The organism is Streptomyces sp. NBC_00569 (assembly GCF_036345255.1).
Classification (GTDB): Bacteria; Actinomycetota; Actinomycetes; order Streptomycetales; family Streptomycetaceae; genus Streptomyces.
Genome location: NZ_CP107783.1, coordinates 3,983,610 through 4,001,318, shown reverse-complemented (window position 1 = coordinate 4,001,318; position 17,709 = coordinate 3,983,610). Strand labels below are relative to the sequence as shown.

The following is a 17,709-nucleotide window of genomic DNA, read 5'->3' as shown; positions in this document are numbered from 1 at the left end:
GGTGTCCCGGCAGGCCCAGAAAAGAGATGGCGAGCATGACCGTGCAGACCGAACGGCCGCCCTCCGGTCCGGCGGAGGTCCGGAAAGCGGACGGCGGGGGATCCGGCGGACCGAGAAAGCAGGCCCGCGCACGGGCCGGGGCCCTCACGCCCTATCTGCTGCTGCTTCCCGCGGTCGCGGCCACCGTGCTGCTCCTCGGCTGGCCGCTGCTCAAGGACGGGCTCCTGTCGTTCCAGAACCTCAACATGGGACAGCTGATCCAGCATGTCACCGAGTGGAACGGCTTCGACAACTACCAAGAAGTACTGACCAGTTCGGACTTCTGGCGGGTGACCGGACGCTCCATCGTCTTCACCCTCGTCAACGCCATCCTGATCATGGTGATCGGCACCCTCGTCGGTCTGCTCCTAGCCCGGCTCGGCAAGCGCATGCGCGTCCTGCTCCTCGTCGGGCTCGTGCTCGCCTGGGCGATGCCCGTCGTCGCCGCGACCACCGTCTACCAGTGGCTGTTCGCGGAGCGCTTCGGCGTCGTCAACTGGGTCCTCGACAAGCTCGGCTGGCACTCCATGGCCGACTACAGCTGGACCGGCAGCCAGATGTCGACGTTCTTCGTCGTCACCGTGCTGATCGTCTGGATGTCGATCCCGTTCGTCGCGATCAACCTCTACGCCGCGACGACCACCATCCCCAAGGAGCTCTACGAAGCCGCGTCCCTCGACGGCGCCGGCCCCTGGAAGAGCTTCCTCTCGGTCACCCTGCCGTATCTGCGGCCCTTCCTCTACGCGACGACGTTCCTCGAGATCATCTGGGTCTTCAAGGCGTTCGTCCAGGTCTTCACGATCAACGGCGGCGGCCCCGACCGGCTCACCGAGATCCTGCCCGTGTACGCGTACATCGAGGGCGTCGGCAACCAGCACTTCGGCATGGGCGCGGCGATCGCCGTCCTGACGATCCTGATCCTGCTCGTGCTGACCGCCTACTACCTCCGGATCGTACTCAAGCAAGAGGAGGACGAGCTGTGAAGCGCTCTGCTTCGTCGACGTTCCGCCGCGCCTGGCCCAACGTGACGGCCGTGATCCTGTTCATCGGCTTCGTCTTCCCCGTCTACTGGATGTTCGCGACGGCGCTCAAGCCGACCGGCGACATCATCAGCGAGAACCCCGTCTGGTTCCCGACCGACATCACGTTCGAGCACTTCAGGACGGCGATCGGCGCCGACAACTTCTGGACGCTGGTGCGCAACTCGGTCACCGTGACCGTGCTCGCCGTCGTCTTCTCGCTGGTGATCGGCCTGGCCGCGTCGTTCGCCCTCGCACGGATGCGGTTCAAGGGCCGCCGCGGTTTCGTCATCGGGTTCATGCTGGCCCAGATGGCGCCCTGGGAAGTCATGGTCATCGCGATCTACATGATCGTGCGCGACGCGTCGATGCTGAACAGCCTCGTCCCGCTGACCCTCTTCTACATGGTGATGATCCTGCCCTTCACCCTCCTCACGCTGCGCGGCTTCGTCGCCGCCGTGCCCAGGGAGCTGGAGGAGTCCGCGATGGTCGACGGCTGCACCCGTATGCAGGCCTTCCGCAGGGTGATCCTGCCGCTGCTCGCGCCCGGCCTGATGTCGACCTCGATGTTCGGCTTCATCACCGCCTGGAACGAGTTCCCGATGGTCCTCGTCCTCAACAAGTCGCCCGAGGCGCAGACGCTGCCGCTGTGGCTCTCCAGCTTCCAGACGGCCTTCGGCGACGACTGGGGTGCGACCATGGCCGCGTCCTCGCTCTTCGCGATCCCGATCCTGATCCTCTTCGTCTTCCTGCAGCGCAGGGCCGTCAGCGGCCTCACCGACGGCGCCGTGAAGGGATAACACCGCCAGATGACGACACTCACCGCACGCGGCACCGACACCCTCACCCGGGACGCGCTCACCGTCCTCCAGCCCGGCTTCACCGGCACCAGCGCCCCCGACTGGCTGCTGCGCCGGCTCGGCGAGGGCCTCGCCTCCGTCGGCCTGTTCGGCCGGAACATCGCCTCGCCCGAGCAACTGACCGCCCTGACCGCCCAGTTGCGGGCCGAGCGCGACGACGTCCTGGTCGCCATCGACGAGGAGGGCGGTGACGTCACCCGACTGGAGGTGCGCTCCGGCTCCTCGTTCCCCGGCAACCACGCCCTGGGCGCGGTCGACGACGTGGAGCTCACCCGGTCCGTCGCCGCCGAACTCGGCCGCCGCCTGGCCGCCTGCGGCGTCAACCTCAACTGGGCCCCGTCCGCGGACGTCAACTCCAACCCGGCCAACCCCGTCATCGGCGTACGGTCCTTCGGCGCCGACACCGGCCTCGTCTCCCGCCACACCGCCGCGTACGTCACCGGCCTGCAGTCCGCGGGCGTCGCCGCCTGCACCAAGCACTTCCCCGGCCACGGAGACACCGCCGTCGACTCGCACCACGACATGCCGCGCATCGACGTGGGCCTCGACGTCCTCCACGAGCGTGAACTCGCCCCGTTCCGCGCGGCGATCGCGGCCGGCACGCGCGCGGTGATGAGCGCCCACATCCTCGTGCCCGCCCTGGACCCGGACCGCCCCGCCACCCTCTCGCGCCGCATCCTGACCGGCCTGCTCCGCGAGGAACTGGGGTACGAAGGGCTGATCGTCACCGACGGCATGGAGATGCAGGCCATCTCCGCCACGTACGGCATCGAGCGCGGCAGCGTCCTCGCCATCGCGGCCGGCGCCGACGCCATCTGTGTCGGCGGCGGGCTCGCCGACGACGACACGGTCCTGCGGCTGCGCGACGCTCTCGTCGCCGCGGTGCACGCGGGGGACCTGCCCGAGGAGCGGCTCGCCGACGCCGCGGCGCGGGTGCGTTCGCTCGCCCGGTGGACCTCGGAGCCGGGCGCGGCCGCGCACGCGGGGGGCGCGCCCGACTCCGGGATCGGCCTGGTCGCGGCGCGGCGGGCGGTGACCGTCACGCGCGGTGAGCACGCAGCCCCCGTCACCGAGGCGCCGTACGTCGCCGCCTTCACGCCCGTCGCCAACATCGCCGTCGGCGACGAGACGCCGTGGGGTGTCGCCGCCGAACTGGAGCGGCTGCTGCCCGGCACGGAGACCGGCAGCTTCTCCGGCGCGGACGCGGGCGCCGCCGCCCTCGCCGCGGCGGGGGACCGCCGCATCGTCGCCGTGGTCCGCGACGCCCACCGCCACGCGTGGATGGCTCAGTCGCTGGACACGCTCCTCGAGGCCCGCCCCGACACGGTCGTGGTCGAGATGGGCGTACCGCAGGCGCCGCCGCAGGGCGCCCTGCACGTGGCGACACACGGCGCGGCCCGGGTGTGCGGTCTGGCGGCCGCCGAGGTGATCGTCGCCGGGTGAGCCGAGCGTCCCTCCCAGGGGCGCCGCCGCTCGCGCGGACGGCAGACATGAAGGTGCCGGTCACCCCCGGTGAGGGGTGACCGGCACCTTCATGTCTGCCCGGACTCGCTTACAGCCCCTGCCAAGCGGGCTTGTTCGCGTACGTGTGCCGGAAGTAATCGGAGAGCTTGAGCTTGGACGCCGCCCCCTCGTCGACGACGACCGTCGCGTGCGGGTGCAGCTGGAGCGCCGACGCCGGCACCACGGAGGCCACCGGTCCCTCGACGGTCGCCGCCACGGCGTCCGCCTTGCCCTCGCCGGTGGCGAGCAGCACCAGATGCCGCGCCTCCAGGATCGTGCCGATGCCCTGCGTGATGACGTGGCGCGGCACCTGGTCGAGGTCGCCGTCGAAGAAGCGCGCGTTGTCCGCGATGGTCTGCTGGGTCAGCGTCTTGATCCGCGTACGGGAGGCGATCGACGAGCACGGCTCGTTGAAGCCGATGTGTCCGTCGGTGCCGATGCCGAGCAGCTGGAGGTCCACACCGCCGGCGGCGGCGAGCGCCTTGTCGTACGCCTCGCAGGCCGCCTGCACGTCCTCGGCGCTGCCGTCCGGGCCCATGAAGGAGCCCTCGCTCAGGCCGAGCGGCTCGACGACCTCGCGCAGCACGGTCGCCCGGTAGGACTCGGGGTGTCCGGTCGGCAGTCCCACGTACTCGTCGAGCTGGGCGATACGGGCCTTCGACGCGTCGACCTCGCCGCCGCCGACCTTGGCGGCCAGCGCCTCGTAGATGGGCAGCGGGGTCGAGCCGGTGGCCACACCGAGCAGGGCGTCGGGCTTGCGGCGCAGCAGCTGGGCCATCGCCTCGGCGATGAGCTCGCCGCCTGCCTTGGCGTCCGGGACGATCACAACTTCCACGCTGGGCCTGCCGATCTGGTCGAGGATGGGGTGCTGCGCATGTGGTATAGACCAATCTAGCAGAGGATGCCCGGCCGGTCACGGGGCGTACGCCCCCGTCCGACCATGCTCGGCGCTCCCCGAGCCGACGGCACCTCGAAGCCGCCACGCCCGGACCCGCTGACGCGGGCGAGCGCCCGCGTCAGCCCCCAGAGTGGAACCGAGCGTGCACAGGAGGAGCCCGGCCGGCCCCGCCCGCCGCACCCGCGACCGCCCCTCCGGAGGAGTCCACATGACCGCCACCCCGTCGGCCCCGAAGAGCGAGCAGCCGGGCCGGATCATGGCCCGCGAGATGGCCGAGCAGCCCGCGGTGCTGCGCCGCCTCCTCGACACCGGCGCTCCCCGCATCCACGAGGTGGCCCGGCTGGTCGTGGCGCAGGCGCCCCGCTTCGTCCTGCTCACCGCCCGCGGCACCTCAGACAACGCCGCCCTCTACGCGAAGTACCTGCTGGAGATCCAGCTCGGGATGCCGTGCGGCCTGGCCTCCATGTCCACCACGACGGCGTACGGCGCCCGGCCCGACCTGCGCGACGTGCTGGCCGTCACCGTCAGTCAGTCGGGCGGCTCGCCCGACCTGGTCGCCTCCACGAAGGCGGCCCGCGCGGCCGGCGCGATCACCCTCGCGGTGACCAACAACCCGGACTCACCGCTCGCCGCCGTCTCCGAGCACCACATCGACATCATGGCGGGCCCGGAGAAGGCGCTCCCGGCCACCAAGACGTACACCGCGTCCCTGCTCGCGCTCTACCTCTTCGTCGAGGGACTGCGCGGCGGCGACGGCTCGCCCGCCGGTGTGCTGCCCGGCCTCGCCCAGCAGCTCCTGGACCGCCAGGACGAGGTGCGCACCCTCGCCTCCCGCTACCGCTTCGCGAACCGCATGGTGATCACCTCGCGCGGTTACGGCTATCCGACCGCCAAGGAGGCCGCCCTCAAACTCATGGAGACCAGCTACATCCCGGCCCTGTCCTACTCGGGCGCCGACCTGCTGCACGGCCCGCTCGCCATGGTCGACAACATCTCACCGGTCATCGCCGTCGTCACGGACGGCAAGGGCGGCAGCATGCTCCAGCCCGTGCTCGACCGGCTGCGCGGCCGCGGCGCCGACCTCGTCGTCATCGGCCCCAGGGCGCAGGTGGACCAGGCATCGGCAGGGTTCGTCCTGCCGACCGAGGGCGTCGCGGAGGAGGTCCAGCCGGTCCTGGAGATCATCCCGCTTCAGCTCCTCGCGTACGAGGTCACCATCGCCCGTGGCCAGGACCCGGACGCCCCGAGGGCGCTGGCGAAGGTGACGGAGACGCACTGACTCCCGCTCTGCTTCGGCACCCGCTCTTCTCTAGCGCCCGCTATAGAATTCGCGGATGGCGACCAAGCAGCGCGGACGGCCCCGCTCCTTCGACCGGGACGCCGCCCTGGAGAAGGCGATGCACGCCTTCTGGGAACACGGCTACGAGGCGACGACGGTCGCCGACCTGACCCGGGCCATGGATATCGGCGCCCCCAGCCTCTACGCGGCCTTCGGCGACAAGAAGACACTGTTCGACGAGGTCGTCAGGTTCTACAGCGCCGCGCACGCCTCGTTCGGGGAGCGCGCCTGCGCCGAGGAGCCCACGGCCCGCGCCGCGCTGGCCCGCCTGCTCCACGAGGCCGCGGCCGCGTTCACGCGCCCCGGCCTGCCGCACGGCTGCCTGGTCGTCCACGCGGCGGCCAACTGCACCACGCCGGGGATCGAGGACGGCCTGCGCGACCGGCGGCAGGCGGATATCGCCGCTTTCGAGACCCGAATTCGTGCGGGTATCGCGGAAGGGGAGCTTCCGTCCGACACGGACGCGGCGGCTCTGGCACGCTATACAGGGGCGGTCTTCCAGGGGATGTCCCAGCAGGCCCGCGACGGCGCGAGCCGGAGCGATCTCGAGTCACTCGCCGACCTGGCGATGGCGGCCTGGCCCGCGGCCGCGAAAGCGGATACGAAGAGACAACAACAAACATCGTCCAACGCGTAGACATGACAGAATGGTCTAGTCCACAATGCGATGGTAAAGCCTCCGTCCTCCCCGCACAGGAGGACGGACCGAGGAACCGGCGCTCTCTGCCCTGACTGCGGCGGGTCCTCACATGGCCGACGGGACCGCACACCCGACGGCTGTTGCAACTCCGGGCTGCGGTGCCGGGAGGGCTGAGGGTCCCTCCCAGGCGCCGCGGCCCGCGGGTGTCTTCGGGCCGGAACCCGCCAGGTACCCTCGGCTCCGTGCCCTCCATGAACGACCTCGTACGCCAGCACACGGCCCTCGGTGACTCCGACCTCGAGTGGCTGCATCTGCTGGTCTCGGAGTGGCAGCTGCTCTCCGACCTGTCCTTCGCCGACCTCGTGCTGTGGGTTCCCACGCTCGACGGCACCCGTTACGTCTCCGTGGCGCAGATGCGGCCCAACACCGGCCCCACCTCGTACCAGGACGACATGGTCGGCCATCTCGTCCCGCGCGGCCGCCGCCCCCTTCTGGACGCCGCCCTCGATGAGGGCCGCATCGTCCGCGAGGGCGACCCCGAGTGGCGCGAGGAGGTCCCGGTACGGGTCGAGTCCATCCCCGTACGCAGGGAAGGGCGCGTCCTCGGTGTGATCGCCCGCAACACGAACCTGCTCACGGTCCGTACCCCCTCCCGCCTCGAACTGACCTATCTCCAGTCGGCCTCCGACCTCGCCCAGATGATCGCGGCCGGGTCGTTCCCGTTCCCGGGTCAGCAGGTCGACATGGACGCCTCCCCGCGCGTCGGCGACGGCCTCATCCGCCTCGACGCGGACGGCGTCGTCCAGTACGCGTCGCCGAACGCGCTCTCCGCGTACCACCGGCTCGGCTTCTCCGCCGACCTGGTCGGGCACCACCTCGGCCGGACGACGGCCGAACTCGCCCCGTCGCGCGGCCCGGTGGACGAGGCGCTCGCCAAGGTGGCCAGCGGCTGGGCGCCGCGCGAGTTCGAGATCGAGGGGGAGGAGGGGTCGATCCAGCTCCGCGCGATCCCCCTCAAGCCCAAGGGCACCCGGATCGGTTCCCTCGTCCTCCTGCGCGACGTCACCGAACTGCGCCGCCGCGAGCGGGAGTTGATCACCAAGGACGCGACCATCCGGGAGATCCACCACCGGGTGAAGAACAACCTCCAGACCGTCGCCGCCCTGTTGCGCCTCCAGGCCCGCCGCATCGACTCCGACAGCGGTCGCGAGGCCCTGGAGGAAGCGGTGCGCCGCGTCGGCTCGATCGCCATCGTCCACGAGACGCTCTCCCAGAACCTGGACGAGCGCGTGGAGTTCGACGAGATCGCCGACCGGGTCCTCGCCATGGTCGCGGAGATCTCACCGGGCGTGGTCACGGGCCGGCGTACCGGCCGCTTCGGCATCCTGGACGCGGAGGTCGCGACGCCGCTGTCGATGGTCCTCACCGAGGTCCTGCAGAACGCCCTGGAGCACGGCTTCCGTCAGGGCGACACCGGCACGGTCGAGGTCTCGGCGGTGCGCGGCGGCACCACCAAGGACGCCCGCCTCCTGATCACCGTCACCGACGACGGCGTGGGCCTGCCCGAGGGCTTCGACCCGAAGCGCGCCGGCAACCTGGGCCTGCAGATCGTACGCACTCTGGTCGAGGGTGAGTTGAGTGGATCGTTCGACATGGTTCCGGCGCCCGGCCGCGGCACACGGGTCGTCCTCGACATCCCGGTGACCGCCGACAAGTAGCCCGGCCCGGCGCCGGGCCGCCCGCGCCGGGCAAACCGACACAGCCGCAAACGCCAGTGAGCCCCGGACCGTTCGGTCCGGGGCTCACTGTTCGCGTTGCCCGGTTCTACATCCCGGGCGGAGCCTGGGTGGAGCATCGGGGGTACTGCGCGCTGCGGCTCGGGGGCGGGAGTTGCGTACTCGCTGTACGCGCCGCCGGGCTCAGGCTCGTGGGGGGCGTGGGCGTCAGGCGCTGGCCTGGCGAGCACGGTTGCGGGCGGCGCGACGCTTCATTGCGCGGCGCTCGTCCTCGCTGAGGCCACCCCAGACGCCGGAGTCCTGGCCGGACTCGAGCGCCCACTGCAGGCACTGCTCCATGACGGGGCAGCGGCGGCAGACGGCCTTGGCTTCCTCGATCTGCAGCAGCGCAGGACCGGTGTTGCCGATAGGGAAGAAGAGCTCGGGGTCTTCTTCGCGGCAAACGGCGTTGTGACGCCAGTCCATGGCTGCTACCTCTCCTTGGTATTACGTGCTGGTTGCTTGTGAATGTGAACGCTTTCACGAATCCCCCGACAACGGAAGGGACTTTCGTCACATCTGCGACGATGTCCTGTGGTGTTGAGGAGGGGGTTCGGGCTCTCTGTGGGGCCGATGTTGCGGGCCGTCCCGAGCGCCATGTAGAGATTCGCAAACCTCGGCGGCGGATACAACCCCTTCAGGAAAGTTTTTTTTGATTCCTCGGTGTCGGCTAGGTCACAGCCGTACTTCCATGGGGTGGATCCTGGCCCAAACGTTCGAGATAAAGGACTTTGGGCTCTTCCACTCACACAATCACACGCAGTGCACGGCGTACGCCTGTGAACGTCACGCTCGTTCGCAGCCCCAGGTGGTCACCGTCCATCTGGAGGGGCAGGGGGACCTTCGATTGCAAGGTGAAGTCGGTCAGGTCGTGCAGCGTCACGGCGTTCTTCCCGTGGGGTCCCCGGACGGGTGACGAGGTCAGCAGCTGAGTGCCGTAACGGGCCACTGAGGGAGCGGACAATTTCTTGAGTCCCAGCACGTCAAGGCCGGTGTCGAAGGACGCCTGAGGGGACGCGTAGAGCGGCCTGTTCCCCAGATATGACCATGGGGAGGTATTGCAGACTATGGACAGGACCAGATCCGTGACGGGGTTCTCACCCGGCCGGTCCAGTGTGATCGCGCCGTGCCGGCGGTCGTGCTCACCGAGGAACTGACGTACGACCTGACGCAAATAGAGCGCGTGTGTCGATCGCTTTCCGCGTTCGCGTTGCTGTTCGACCCGGCCGATGACGCCTCCGTCGAAGCCGAGACCGGCACAGAACGTGAACCACCGGGACGGGGCGGCCTCGTCCGGCGTGCCCGGCGTGCCGCCCGCGCGGCCGAGACCCACCGTGCGCTCCCGGCCCTCGCGCAGAGCGTCGAGCAGGGCGCCCGTCGCCTCCACCGCGTCGTTCGGCAGGCCGAGGGCGCGGGCGAAGACATTGGTGGAGCCGCCGGGGACGACGGCGAGGCGGGGGAGGCGGTCCGGGGCGGGGCCGTGGTGCAGCAGGCCGTTCACGACCTCGTTGACCGTGCCGTCGCCGCCGAGGGCCACGACCAGCTCGATGTCCTTGCTCTCCGCGGCCTGCCGGCCGAGGTCCCTGGCGTGCCCGCGGTACTCCGTGGTGATCGCCTCGAGCTTCATCTCGCTCGCGAGCGCGTGGATCAGTACGTCACGCGTACGCGCACTGGTGGTGGTTGCCGCCGGATTGACCACAAGAAGTGCACGCATGCGAAGCAGGGTACCTACCGGGTGGTACTCGGCCCAGACCGAGGTAGGAGTCGGGTAAGAAACCGGGGCCGCCGCGGGCCCACCCGGGGCGGCCCGGAGGTACGGGCCGAGGGCTACCCTGCTTGGGTGACCTCAGAGCAGAACCCCAGCCCCGAAGACGCCGCGACCACCGACGACGGCCCGCGCCCCGGACGGCTGACCGCGGCCGCCGCGCTGGCCGGTCTCGAGGGGGCCGCCCTGCTCGTGGGCGGCGTCTCCATGCTCGTCATGGGTCTCGCGGGTCACCCCGACAACCCCGAGCAGGCCGTGACCGGCGGTGTCACGCTCGCCGTCCTCGCGCTGCTGCCGCTGATCGCGGCGCGCGGGCTGCTGAAGCGGCGCAGCTGGAGCCGGGGGCCCGCGATCATCACGCAGATCATGGCGCTCCCGGTCGCCTACACGCTGCTCCAGGCCGAGAGCGTGATGATCCCGGGCGGGATCGCGCTAGCCGTCGTCGCGGTGACGGCGCTGGTGCTCCTGGTGAACCCGGCCACGACCCGGGCGCTCGGCATCACGACTCCGGGCGCCGCGGGCGACGTAACGGGCCAGAAGTAGCCGGCCCGTACGTCGCGGAGCTCACTCCTCGGGGCTCACTCCTCGACGAGGAGCTTCTCGCGCAGCTGGGCCAGAGTGCGGGCCAGCAGGCGCGAGACGTGCATCTGGGAGATGCCGACCTCCTGCGCGATCTGCGACTGCGTCATGTTCCCGAAGAAGCGAAGAAGCAGGATCCGCTTCTCGCGCGGCGGCAGGTCCTCCAGGAGCGGCTTGAGGGACTCGCGGTACTCGACGCCCTCCAGCGCCTCGTCCTCGGATCCCAGTGTGTCCGCCACGGCAGGCGACTCGTCGTCCGTGTCCGGGACGTCCAGGGACAGCGTGGAGTACGCGTTGGCCGACTCCAGGCCCTCCAGGACCTCCTCCTCCGAGATCGCCAGCTTCTCGGCGAGCTCGTGGACCGTGGGGGAGCGGCCGTGCAGCTGGGACAGCTCGGCCGTCGCCGTCGTCAGCGCGAGACGCAGCTCCTGAAGTCGCCGCGGGACGCGCACCGCCCAGCCCTTGTCGCGGAAGTGGCGCTTGATCTCACCGACGACCGTCGGCGTCGCGTACGTGGAGAACTCCACGCCGCGCTCCGGGTCGAAGCGGTCCACCGACTTGATCAGGCCGATCGTGGCGACCTGGGTCAGGTCGTCGAGCGGCTCGCCGCGGTTGCGGAAGCGGCGGGCCAGGTGCTCGACGAGCGGCAGATGCATACGGACCAGCTGATTGCGCAGGTCCGCGTACTCGGGGCTGCCGTCCGTCAGGGTGCGCAGCTCGATGAACATCAGCCGTGCGCCGCTGCGGTCCCGCGGATCGTGCGTGCGCTGCTGGTCACCGTGTCGCTCGTGCTCGCTCATCCATCCCGCCCGTCGCGCGTCCGGTCCTGCGGAGATCTTCTCCCCGCCGGCCGGCTCTGCCTGCTCCGACGCATCGGCCACCGCCGGCGGACCCGGCCGTTCGAGGTCCGCGGGGTCCTCCGGGTGCGGCCGGGCCTGCTGTTCGGGGATGCCCTCGGCAAGCCGCCGCATCCCGTCCCCGCCGTCGGCCGGGAGGTCCTGTGTGCCGTGCTTCTCGTCCCGCACCGGCCCGTCCCCGTTCGTCACGCCGGCCCGGGACCCGCGCCGCGCTGTTTGTAGAGGCTGATCGAGACGGTGTTGTCGTCGGCGACCGTGGAGTCCACCTTGCCCGCGAGGGCCGACAGCACAGTCCAGGCGAAGGTGTCGCGCTCCGGGGCGCGGCCGTCGGTGGTGGGCGCCGAGACCGTCACCTCCAGCGAGTCGTCGACGAGCCGGAAGATGCAGCTGAGCACCGAGCCGGGCACGGCCTGCTGGAGCAGGATCGCGCACGCCTCGTCGACAGCGATGCGGAGGTCCTCGATCTCGTCGAGGGTGAAGTCCAAACGCGCCGCGAGGCCGGCCGTGGCCGTCCGCAGCACCGACAGGTAGGCACCCGCAGCCGGCAGCCGGACTTCTACGAAGTCCTGATTCCCGGGCTCGCCTGCGATCTGGGACACCCTCACCTCCATGGTGGTACAAGCACTTTCGGGCTCCGGAGGGTACGTCCCCCGGGTGACGCGCTACGTGTTCAGCGGTGACGCTACCGCGCACCCAAGTCTTCTGTCCCGGGGACCCCCGGCCCGTTGGTGTCACTCATAGTAAGCCTATGAGTACGGACAGTGGCTAGAGGGTGTGCGGACTCAATTGGAAAGAGCGGGCGCCGGGTTGACGTACCCAGGCCTCGCACGGTCGAACCGCAAACCGGCGCGGTCCTCAGACGAGCAGGTTGTCCACGAAGCACCAGCGCCAGCTCTCGCCGGGCTCGAACGTCCGGATCACCGCGTGGCCCGACTCGTTGAAGTGCTGCGTCGCGTGCTTCATGGGCGAGGAGTCGCAGCAGCCCACGTGCCCGCATTCCAGACAGAGCCGCAGCTGCACGGGGTGGCTGCCGGCCGCGAGGCACTCCGGGCAGGTGTCGCTCAGGGGCGCGGGTTCGGGGTGAGGCAGCGCGTCGACGTGCGGGCACTCGTTCATGATTGTCAGGTTACGACGGGCGGCGGCGTGGCGGACTGTGGAGGGACGGGTTGATGGACGTATTGCCCCTGGTGGCACTGATCGCGGCGAGCGCGGCGGTCGCGGGGGCCGCGCGCCGGACGCCGGTCCCCGCGCCGCTGCTGCTCGTCGCGGTCGGACTCGTGGCGTCGTATCTGCCCGGGGTGCCGCAGTACACGCTCGACCCGCACATCGTGCTGCCGCTCATCCTGCCCCCGCTGCTGCACACCGCGGCCCTGGAGAGCTCGTACCTCGATCTGCGGGCCAATGTCAGGCCGGTGGCGCTGCTCTCCGTCGGGTACGTGCTGTTCGCGACCGTCGCCGTCGGCTGGCTCGCGTACGAACTGATCCCCGATCTGCCGCTGACGGCCGCGCTGGTGCTGGGTGCGGTGATCGCCCCGCCGGACGCGGTCGCCGCGACGGCCATCGCGCGCAAGGTGGGGCTGCCCGCGCGGATCACGACGATCCTCCAGGGCGAGTCCCTGGTGAACGACGCCACCGCGATCACCGCCTACAAGGTGGCGCTGGCCGCCGCGGTCGGGGAGGGCGCGAGCTGGGCGGGCGGGATCAGGGAGTTCCTGGTGGCGTCGGTCGGCGGCGTCGGCGTCGGGCTCGTCCTGATGGTGCCGCTGCACTGGCTGCGGACGCACCTGAAGGAGGCGATCCTCCAGAACACGCTCTCCCTGCTCATCCCGTTCGTCGCCTACGCGGCCGCCGAGCAGGTCGGCGCTTCCGGAGTGCTCGCCGTGGTCACGGTCGCCCTCTATCTGGGGCACCGCTCCTGGCAGGTCGACTTCGAGACTCGGCTCCAGGAGGCCGCCGTGTGGAAGGTGGTCGCCTTCATCCTGGAGTCGGCGGTCTTCGCGCTCATCGGACTCCAGCTGCCCGTCGTCCTCAAGGACCTCGGCGAGTACAGCGTCGGGGAGGCCCTCGGGTACGCCGTCGCGGTCTTCGTGCTCGTCGTGGTGATGCGCTTCGTGTGGTCGTATCCGGCGACCTACGTGCCCTGGTGGCTGTCGGCGCGGATCAGGGAGCGGGAACGGGACAGCGACTGGCGGCGGCCGCTCGTGGTGAGCTGGGCCGGGATGCGCGGTGTCGTGTCGCTCGCGATCGCCTTCTCGATCCCGGTGTTCGTCGACGACGGGAGCCGTTTCCCCGCTCGCAACCTGGTCCTGTTCCTGACGTTCACGACGGTGATCGGAACCCTCGTCGTGCAAGGGCTCTCGCTGCCCTGGCTGATCAGGATCCTGAAGTTGCCGGGACGCGACACGCAGGCCGAGACGCTCGCCGAGGCGCAGGCGCAGAACGCCGCTTCCCGGGCCGCCGAGGAGCGCGTGAACGAGCTGATGGAGGACGAGCGCAACTGTCTGCCCGCGCCTTTGGAGGACCGGCTGCGGACCGTCCTGGAGCGTCGTCGCAACTCTGTGTGGGAACGGCTCGGCCACGCCAACCCGGTGACGGGGGAGTCCGCCGACGACACCTATCGCCGCCTCACGCGGGAGGCCATCGCGGCCGAGCGGGAGGTCTTCGTACGGATGCGGGACGAGCGGCGGATCGACGACGAGATGATGCGCACGCTGCTGCGCAAGCTCGACCTGGAGGAGGCGGCGGCCTACCGGGAGGTCGGCGACTGACCGGCCCGCTACGGGGAGGGCGTTCCCGTGACGACGGCCATGAGCCGGGTGCCCGGCGCGAACGCGCCCTCCTCGGTGAGGGTGAGGAGCCCGTACAGGAGCTTGGCCACATAGAGGCGCTCGACGGGCAGGCCGTGACGCTGCTCGAAGTCCTCGGCGAAGGCGAGGAGGGCGGGGGTGGTGCGGCCGTAGCCGCCGCAGTGGAAGCGCTCGTCCAGGGACCAGTCGCCCCGCGGACCGCCGAACGCCGCCTTCTGGAGGGTGCGTATCTCGTCGCCGAGGAAGCCGCCCTTCAGGACGGGTATGCCGAGTGCTCGCTGCCCCTCGCCGAGGCCGGCGGCGAGGCCGGCGAGCGTGCCGCCCGTGCCGCAGGCGACGCCCACCACGCCGGCGGTCTCTCGCAGCTCCTGCCCGAGTTCCGCGCAGCCGCGGACGGCCTCGGCGTTGCTGCCGCCCTCGGGGACGACGTAGGGCGTGTCACCGTCGCGCGGCGCCACCTCGCGCAGGATGCGCGCGAGGGTGGCCGGATCCCGCTTCTCCCGGTACGTCGTCCGGTCGACGAAGTGCAGGCGCATGCCGTCGTCCGCGCAGCGCGCGAGAGAGGCGTTCAGGGGCTGCCCCGCGAGTTCCTGGCCCCTGACGACGCCGATGGTCCGCAGGCCCAGGAGGCGGCCCGCGGCGGCCGTGGCGCGCAGGTGGTTGGAGTAGGCACCGCCGAACGTGAGCAGTGTGCCGTGGCCCGCGGCGGTGGCCGCCGCCAGGTTCGGGGCCAGCTTGCGCCACTTGTTGCCGGGCAGGTCGGGGTGGATGAGGTCGTCGCGCTTGAGCAGGAGCCGCACCCCGTGCCGGTGGAACCGGTCGTCGGCGACCGGCTCCACCGGCGAGGGCAGCCGGGGGTGCAGGGGCGGGCGCGGGACGTGCGGGGTCACCTGCTCATTGTGCAGGTGGGAGGGCACGGGCCGCGTGCGGAGGGCGCCTACTTGAGCCGGTCGCGGATGCGCCCCCGCATCGAGGCCATCGTGAAGCCGCGCGGGTCGACCTTGCCCGGCTGCCACTCCAGGTGGCCGATCACCGAGCGCTCCGTCCAGCCGTGATGGCGGCACACCGCGGCCGCCGCCCGCTCGATGGCCTCCAGCTGCGCGGCGGGCCAGGGGTCCTCGCCGTCGCCGAGGTTCTCGCACTCGAAGCCGTAGAAGTGGCGGTTGCCGTCCGTGTTCGCCTCGTTGTCGTGGGGCAGCGCCTTCTCCGCGACGACCGCCCGCAGCACGTCGTCGTCGCCCAGACCCGCGTGGTTGGCCCGGCCGTAGCCGACGAGGTGGACGCGGCCGTCCTTCGTGATGACGCCGTGGCACAGCGGCCCCGGCAGGTCCGCGCGCCCCTTCCGGCAGAGCTCGACGGTCTGCTCGCTGCCCGACGTCACGGTGTGGTGGATCATCACGCCGTTCACCGGGCCCCAGGGGCCCTTGTGGTTGCGGTTGTGGTGTCTCCAGTCACCGACCTCGACCACCGTCAGGCCTTCACGGCTGAGGGCGGCCAGGAAGCTGCTCGCGGACATGGGTGGGGACATGGCCGCCTCCTTCGCGGGGTGCGACGGAAGCGGGGCGCGTCCGTCTTGTACGCCGCTTGTACCCGAACCGGCCCACCGGAACTACTTGTTCGCATCGCGTGCGAGCCGTTCCGGTCATCGCGGGATGTTCCGGTCAGGGGGAGGCAGGCATGCAGGCGTACGTGCCTGCGTGCTACGTGCGGTCGGGCAAGAGGCGGTGCGGCGGTCTCAGCTCCGCAGGAAGCCGTCCCCGTGTTCCGCGACGTGGTGCTCCAGGGCCGCGACCGCGGCCTGGGTCGCCTCGGGAGTGCCGGTGCCCTTCCGCTCCGCGTAGTAAGCGGCGCCCAGCTTCTTCAGGAGGTCGCCGCCCGCCCGCTGCGCCTGCACCTCGTCCAGCTTCTGCTTGCCCTGCGTGAGTCCTCGCTGCGCCTGCTCCTTGGCGCGGTCCAGGAAGCCTGTCATTGCTGTCTCCCGTCATCGGTGCCTCGGTGTATCGGTTGAACGCCCGCCGGGATCATGAAGTTCCGCCGAGTTCCCCGTCGGAAGTTCCCTACCCGGAAAATCGGGCATCGTGCCCCGTCCACTCTCACCCAACCCCGCTCGTTTGTGTAATGGCGTGGCCACAATGTGTGCTGGAAGTGTTGTCGCCGCAGGTCAGTTCTTGATCGGGAGGCATAGCCCATGTCGGTAGGCGAAGAGGTCCGCACGGAGCAGGCCGGGCCGCAGCAGAGTCTCGGCACATCCGCCGCGCGGAATCTGGCCACCACCACCAAGTCCGCGCCACAGATGCAGGAGATCAGCTCCCGGTGGCTGCTGCGGATGCTGCCCTGGGTGAACGTGCAGGGCGGCACGTACCGGGTGAACCGGCGGCTCAGCTACTCGGTCGGCGACGGACGCGTGACGTTCGTGAAGACCGGAGACCGGGTGCGGGTCATCCCGGCGGAGCTCGGCGAACTGCCGGTGCTGCGGGACTACGGGGACCAGGAGGTGCTCGAGGAGCTCGCGGTGCGGTGCCGGCAGCGGGAGTACGCGCCGGGTGAGCGGCTCGCCTCGTTCGGCAGCCCCGCGGACGAGGTGTTCCTGCTCGCCCACGGCAAGGTCGAGAAGATCGGCACCGGCCCCTACGGGGACGACGCGGTCCTCGGGGTCCTGGCCGACGGGGCGTACTTCGGCGAGCAGGCGCTGCTCGACCCGGATGCCATCTGGGAGTACACGGCGCGCGCCGTGACCGCGTGCACCGTGCTCGCGCTGCCCCGCCAGGATCTGGAGCAGGTCGCGGAGCGCTCCGAGAGCCTGGCCGGGCATCTGGGGGCGCTGCGGTCCGTCCCGGAGCAGCGGGCGAACAAGTTCGGCGAGAAGCAGATCGACGTCTCCGCCGGCCACGTCGGCGAGGCGGTGCTCCCGGGTACGTACGTCGACTACGACGCGGCACCGCGCGAGTACGAGCTGAGCGTCGCCCAGACCGTCCTGCGCATCCACTCGCGCGTGGCGGACCTGTACAACCAGCCGATGAACCAGACGGAGCACCAGCTCCGGCTCACCGTCGAGGCGTTGAAGGAGCGCCAGGAGCACGAGCTCATCAACAACAGGGAGTTCGGCCTGCTCAACAACTGCGAGTACGACCAGCGGCTCCAGCCGCACGACGGCGTGCCGAGCCCGGACGACATGGACGAGCTGCTCAGCCGCCGCCGGGGATCGAAGCTGTTCCTCGCCCACCCGCGCGCCATCGCCGCGTTCGGCCGCGAGTGCAACAAGCGGGGGCTCGTCCCGGAGTCCATCGACGTGGGGGGCAGTCGCATCCCGACCTGGCGCGGGGTGCCGATCTTCCCGAGCAACAAGATCCCCGTGTCCGACGCGCGCACGACGTCGATCATCTGTATGCGTACCGGCGAGGAGGAGCAGGGCATCATCGGCCTCCAGCAGGCGGGCATCCCGGACGAGATCGAGCCGAGCCTGTCGGTGCGGTTCATGGGCATCAGCGAGCAGGCGATCATCTCGTACCTGGTGACGACGTACTACTCGGCGGCGGTGCTCGTGCCGGACGCGCTCGGCGTCCTGGAGAACGTCGAGATCGGCAGGTGGCGTTGAAGCTCAAGTCGCAGACGGAGCAGTCCATAGCGC

18 protein-coding genes are annotated in these 17,709 nt (G+C 70.6%); 9 read left to right on the top strand and 9 right to left on the bottom strand.

From position 1 onward, the window contains the following. Nucleotides 1-35 precede the first annotated feature (35 nt). The 3 genes from OHO83_RS17850 to OHO83_RS17840 are packed head-to-tail and all read left to right on the top strand — an operon-like array spanning nucleotide 36 to nucleotide 3,361. Nucleotides 36-1,022, top strand: a complete 987-nt coding sequence (locus OHO83_RS17850; protein WP_266673987.1) for a carbohydrate ABC transporter permease — start codon at nucleotides 36-38, stop codon at nucleotides 1,020-1,022. Next, nucleotides 1,019-1,858, top strand: coding sequence for a carbohydrate ABC transporter permease (locus OHO83_RS17845; protein ID WP_266673989.1), 840 nt, complete (start codon nucleotides 1,019-1,021; stop codon nucleotides 1,856-1,858). The genes OHO83_RS17850 and OHO83_RS17845 overlap by 4 nt, the downstream gene beginning before the upstream one ends. Before the next feature lie 9 nt (nucleotides 1,859-1,867). Further along, nucleotides 1,868-3,361 (top strand): glycoside hydrolase family 3 protein, encoded by a 1,494-nt coding sequence (locus tag OHO83_RS17840; RefSeq protein ID WP_266673991.1) that lies wholly within the window; start codon nucleotides 1,868-1,870, stop codon nucleotides 3,359-3,361. A 109-nt stretch (nucleotides 3,362-3,470) separates the two neighbouring features. Here OHO83_RS17840 and nagB read toward each other — a convergent pair whose 3' ends face one another. Next, complete coding sequence (gene nagB, locus OHO83_RS17835) at nucleotides 3,471-4,256, bottom strand: glucosamine-6-phosphate deaminase (protein WP_266673993.1); 786 nt, start codon at nucleotides 4,254-4,256, stop codon at nucleotides 3,471-3,473. A 271-nt stretch (nucleotides 4,257-4,527) separates the two neighbouring features. Between nagB and OHO83_RS17830 the strand changes: the two genes are divergently transcribed. From OHO83_RS17830 to OHO83_RS17820, 3 genes are all read left to right on the top strand, one after another. Further along, complete coding sequence (locus tag OHO83_RS17830; RefSeq protein WP_266673995.1) at nucleotides 4,528-5,598, top strand: SIS domain-containing protein; 1,071 nt, start codon at nucleotides 4,528-4,530, stop codon at nucleotides 5,596-5,598. Between the two features lie 55 nt (nucleotides 5,599-5,653). Beyond that, nucleotides 5,654-6,295 (top strand): TetR/AcrR family transcriptional regulator, encoded by a 642-nt coding sequence (locus tag OHO83_RS17825; protein WP_266673997.1) that lies wholly within the window; start codon nucleotides 5,654-5,656, stop codon nucleotides 6,293-6,295. A 254-nt stretch (nucleotides 6,296-6,549) separates the two neighbouring features. Continuing rightward, nucleotides 6,550-8,016: a sensor histidine kinase gene (locus OHO83_RS17820; protein WP_165914730.1), complete on the top strand. Its 1,467-nt coding sequence runs from the start codon at nucleotides 6,550-6,552 to the stop codon at nucleotides 8,014-8,016. A gap of 225 nt (nucleotides 8,017-8,241) precedes the next feature. Here OHO83_RS17820 and OHO83_RS17815 read toward each other — a convergent pair whose 3' ends face one another. Next, entirely contained in the window at nucleotides 8,242-8,499 is a 258-nt protein-coding gene (locus tag OHO83_RS17815) for a WhiB family transcriptional regulator (protein WP_016639615.1), read from the bottom strand. Between the two features lie 319 nt (nucleotides 8,500-8,818). Continuing rightward, a complete protein-coding gene (locus tag OHO83_RS17810; protein WP_266673999.1) occupies nucleotides 8,819-9,787 on the bottom strand; it encodes a diacylglycerol/lipid kinase family protein in 969 nt (322 codons plus the stop codon). Nucleotides 9,788-9,913: 126 nt separating this feature from the next. Here OHO83_RS17810 and OHO83_RS17805 point away from each other — a divergent pair, with 126 nt between their 5' ends. Further along, nucleotides 9,914-10,381, top strand: a complete 468-nt coding sequence (locus OHO83_RS17805; protein WP_266674001.1) for a hypothetical protein — start codon at nucleotides 9,914-9,916, stop codon at nucleotides 10,379-10,381. 35 nt (nucleotides 10,382-10,416) lie between these two features. On the opposite strand, the gene OHO83_RS17800 is transcribed toward OHO83_RS17805, so the two are convergent. From OHO83_RS17800 to OHO83_RS17790, 3 genes are all read right to left on the bottom strand, one after another. Next, nucleotides 10,417-11,463 carry an RNA polymerase sigma factor SigF gene (locus tag OHO83_RS17800; protein WP_266674003.1) on the bottom strand — a complete coding sequence of 349 codons (1,047 nt, stop codon included), beginning with the start codon at nucleotides 11,461-11,463 and terminating at the stop codon, nucleotides 10,417-10,419. Beyond that, nucleotides 11,460-11,873: an anti-sigma regulatory factor gene (locus tag OHO83_RS17795; RefSeq protein ID WP_266674005.1), complete on the bottom strand. Its 414-nt coding sequence runs from the start codon at nucleotides 11,871-11,873 to the stop codon at nucleotides 11,460-11,462. Before OHO83_RS17795 ends, OHO83_RS17800 begins: the two co-directional genes overlap by 4 nt. Before the next feature lie 256 nt (nucleotides 11,874-12,129). Beyond that, on the bottom strand, nucleotides 12,130-12,390 hold the full coding sequence (locus OHO83_RS17790) for a UBP-type zinc finger domain-containing protein (RefSeq protein WP_266674007.1): 261 nt from the start codon (nucleotides 12,388-12,390) through the stop codon (nucleotides 12,130-12,132). Between the two features lie 53 nt (nucleotides 12,391-12,443). On the opposite strand from OHO83_RS17790, the gene OHO83_RS17785 reads away from it, so the two are divergent. Further along, complete coding sequence (locus tag OHO83_RS17785; protein ID WP_266674009.1) at nucleotides 12,444-14,042, top strand: Na+/H+ antiporter; 1,599 nt, start codon at nucleotides 12,444-12,446, stop codon at nucleotides 14,040-14,042. An 8-nt stretch (nucleotides 14,043-14,050) separates the two neighbouring features. Here OHO83_RS17785 and OHO83_RS17780 read toward each other — a convergent pair whose 3' ends face one another. From OHO83_RS17780 to OHO83_RS17770, 3 genes are all read right to left on the bottom strand, one after another. Next, the gene (locus OHO83_RS17780) at nucleotides 14,051-14,971 is read right to left on the bottom strand and encodes a 1-aminocyclopropane-1-carboxylate deaminase/D-cysteine desulfhydrase (protein WP_266674011.1); all 921 of its coding nucleotides are present in this window, start codon (nucleotides 14,969-14,971) and stop codon (nucleotides 14,051-14,053) included. A gap of 47 nt (nucleotides 14,972-15,018) precedes the next feature. Next, nucleotides 15,019-15,609 (bottom strand): N-acetylmuramoyl-L-alanine amidase, encoded by a 591-nt coding sequence (locus OHO83_RS17775; RefSeq protein WP_266674013.1) that lies wholly within the window; start codon nucleotides 15,607-15,609, stop codon nucleotides 15,019-15,021. A 207-nt stretch (nucleotides 15,610-15,816) separates the two neighbouring features. After that, on the bottom strand, nucleotides 15,817-16,050 hold the full coding sequence (locus OHO83_RS17770; protein ID WP_266674015.1) for a hypothetical protein: 234 nt from the start codon (nucleotides 16,048-16,050) through the stop codon (nucleotides 15,817-15,819). Between the two features lie 219 nt (nucleotides 16,051-16,269). Between OHO83_RS17770 and OHO83_RS17765 the strand changes: the two genes are divergently transcribed. Continuing rightward, entirely contained in the window at nucleotides 16,270-17,676 is a 1,407-nt protein-coding gene (locus OHO83_RS17765) for a family 2B encapsulin nanocompartment shell protein (protein ID WP_266674016.1), read from the top strand. The last annotated feature ends 33 nt before the right edge of the window (nucleotides 17,677-17,709 follow it).